Below are 3,496 nucleotides of genomic sequence, written 5' to 3' on the forward strand. Positions count from 1 at the left end.
TCCGGCGGTGTCCTACTCTCCCACACCCTGTCGAGTGCAGTACCATCGGCGCAGGTGGCCTTAGCTTCCGGGTTCGGAATGGGACCGGGCGTTTCCCCACCGCTATAACCGCCGTAACACTATGAAACTATCCACAACAGCGCTGACACACTGTCTGCTGCAGTGTTGTGTGTTGTTTCAGAAACCGCACAGTGGACGCGTAACACCTTCGATAGTAAGCCCTCGGCCTATTAGTACCAGTCACCTACACACATTACTGTGCTTCCAGCTCCGGCCTATCAACCCCATCATCTGTAGGGGGCCTTAACCCATCAAGTGGGAGAGAAACCTCATCTTGGAACAGGCTTCCCGCTTAGATGCTTTCAGCGGTTATCCCTTCCGAACGTAGCCAACCAGCCATGCCCCTGGCGGAACAACTGGCACACCAGAGGTTCGTCCGTCCCGGTCCTCTCGTACTAGGGACAGCCTTCCTCAAGTTTCTAACGCGCGCGGCGGATAGAGACCGAACTGTCTCACGACGTTCTAAACCCAGCTCGCGTGCCGCTTTAATGGGCGAACAGCCCAACCCTTGGGACCTACTCCAGCCCCAGGATGCGACGAGCCGACATCGAGGTGCCAAACCATCCCGTCGATATGGACTCTTGGGGAAGATCAGCCTGTTATCCCCGGGGTACCTTTTATCCGTTGAGCGACACCGCTTCCACATGCCGGTGCCGGATCACTAGTCCCGACTTTCGTCCCTGCTCGACCTGTCAGTCTCACAGTCAAGCCCCCTTGTGCACTTGCACTCAACACCTGATTGCCAACCAGGCTGAGGGAACCTTTGGGCGCCTCCGTTACATTTTGGGAGGCAACCGCCCCAGTTAAACTACCCACCAGGCACTGTCCCTGAACCAGATCATGGTCCGAGGTTAGAAGCCCAATACGATCAGAGTGGTATTTCAACAACGACTCCCCAAACACTGGCGTGCCTGGTTCACAGTCTCCCACCTATCCTACACAAACCGTACCGAACACCAATACCAAGCTATAGTGAAGGTCCCGGGGTCTTTTCGTCCTGCCGCGCGTAACGAGCATCTTTACTCGTAATGCAATTTCGCCGAGTCTGTGGTTGAGACAGCAGAGAAGTCGTTACGCCATTCGTGCAGGTCGGAACTTACCCGACAAGGAATTTCGCTACCTTAGGATGGTTATAGTTACCACCGCCGTTTACCGGGGCTTAAATTCTCAGCTTCGCGGCAAGCCGCTAACCGGTCCTCTTAACCTTCCGGCACCGGGCAGGCGTCAGTCCGTATACATCGTCTTACGACTTCGCACGGACCTGTGTTTTTAGTAAACAGTCGCTTCTCTCTGGTCTCTGCGACCTTCCCCAGCTCAGACCGCAAGGATCGTCACCAGGCAAGGTCCCCCTTCTCCCGAAGTTACGGGGGCATTTTGCCGAGTTCCTTAACCACAGTTCTCTCGATCGCCTTAGTATTCTCTACCTGACCACCTGTGTCGGTTTGGGGTACGGGCCGTGTACCAACTCACTAGAGGCTTTTCTCGGCAGCATAGGATCACTGAATTCGTCGCAACGACTACGCATCACCTCTCAGGCTATATGTTGTGCGGATTTGCCTACACAACGCCCTACAGGCTTACACCAGGTATTCCATCACCTGGCCCAGCTACCTTCCTGCGTCACCCCATCGCTTGACTACTACACCCAGGGTCGTATGCAGCCCCCTCCAGCTTCCCGAAGGAAGTCTTTTGGGATTTGGATACTTAGCACAACTGATTCGCCATTGGGCGCGGATACACGGGTACGGGAATATCAACCCGTTGTCCATCGACTACGCCTGTCGGCCTCGCCTTAGGTCCCGACTCACCCTGGGCGGATTAACCTGGCCCAGGAACCCTTGGTCATTCGGCGGACGAGTTTCTCACTCGTCTTTCGCTACTCATGCCTGCATTCTCACTCCCGTAGCCTCCACCACTAGTTCACACTGTGACTTCCACGGCTACAGGACGCTCCCCTACCCATCCAGACGACTGGCCCGAAGGCGATCTAATGTCTGAATGCCGCGGCTTCGGCGGTGTACTTGAGCCCCGCTACATTGTCGGCGCAGGATCACTTGACCAGTGAGCTATTACGCACTCTTTCAAGGGTGGCTGCTTCTAAGCCAACCTCCTGGTTGTCTCAGCGACCCCACATCCTTTTCCACTTAGTACACGCTTAGGGGCCTTAGCCGGCGATCTGGGCTGTTTCCCTCTCGACTACGAAGCTTATCCCCCGCAGTCTCACTGCCACGCTCTCACACACCGGCATTCGGAGTTTGGCTGACTTCGGTAAGCTTGTGGGCCCCCTAGGCCATCCAGTAGCTCTACCTCCGGCGTGAAACACGTGACGCTGCACCTAAATGCATTTCGGGGAGAACCAGCTATCACGGAGTTTGATTGGCCTTTCACCCCTACCCACAGCTCATCCCCTCAGTTTTCAACCTAAGTGGGTTCGGGCCTCCACGACGTCTTACCGTCGCTTCACCCTGGCCATGGGTAGATCACTCCGCTTCGGGTCCATAATGTGCGACTAAAGGCGCCCTATTCGGACTCGCTTTCGCTACGGCTACCCCACACGGGTTAACCTCGCCACACACCGATGACTCGCAGGCTCATTCTTCAAAAGGCACGCCATCACCCCACTGCAGAACAGAGGGCTTTGACGGATTGTAAGCGCACGGTTTCAGGTACTATTTCACTCCCCTCCCGGGGTACTTTTCACCTTTCCCTCACGGTACTAGTCCGCTATCGGTCACCAGGGAGTATTCAGGCTTACCGGGTGGTCCCGGCAGATTCACAGCAGATTTCACGGGCCCGCTGCTACTCGGGAGACATCCACAAGAGCCTAGGAGTTTTCGTTTACCGGACTATCACCGTCTATGGCAGGCCGTTCCAGACCACTTCAACTAACACCTAGGTTTCTGACTCTCGCCCCATTCGGCAGAATGAAGAAGAATGTTCCCACTACCCCAGCAAGACAACGACTGCCGTCTATCACATCAAGCTGGTTTAGCCTCATCCGCTTTCGCTCGCCACTACTCACGGAATCACATGTTGTTTTCTCTTCCTGTGGGTACTGAGATGTTTCACTTCCCCACGTTCCCTCCACACACCCTATATATTCAGATGCGGGTAACACGACATCACTCGTGCTGGGTTTCCCCATTCGGAAATCCTCGGATCTCAGCTCGGTTGACAGCTCCCCGAGGCTTATCGCAGCCTCCTACGTCCTTCATCGGCTCCTGGTGCCAAGGCATCCACCGTACGCTCTTAAACACTTACTAACAAAGATGCTCGCGTCCACTGTGCAGTTCTCAAACAACACACCCGCATCGAACCAGATTCGAAGACCAGCCCGGCAAAGCCGGCGATGTCAACGAGATCCGAACGGATCGTCTGTTTTGCCTTGAAAGACACTCGCGTGTTCTTTCAGGACCCAATAGTGTGTCGGTATATC

Annotated in this window: 2 rRNA genes; both read right to left on the reverse strand. The window is 55.3% G+C overall.

The features are described from left to right. Positions 1-116: ribosomal RNA gene (gene rrf, locus DFR69_RS33735) — 5S ribosomal RNA — on the reverse strand; the annotation flags it as partial. A gap of 94 nt (positions 117-210) precedes the next feature. Continuing rightward, a 23S ribosomal RNA gene (locus DFR69_RS33740) occupies positions 211-3,323 on the reverse strand. Positions 3,324-3,496: the final 173 nt, after the last annotated feature.

The sequence above is a fragment of the Nocardia neocaledoniensis genome (assembly GCF_003182135.1).
Lineage (GTDB): Bacteria > Actinomycetota > Actinomycetes > Mycobacteriales > Mycobacteriaceae > Nocardia > Nocardia neocaledoniensis.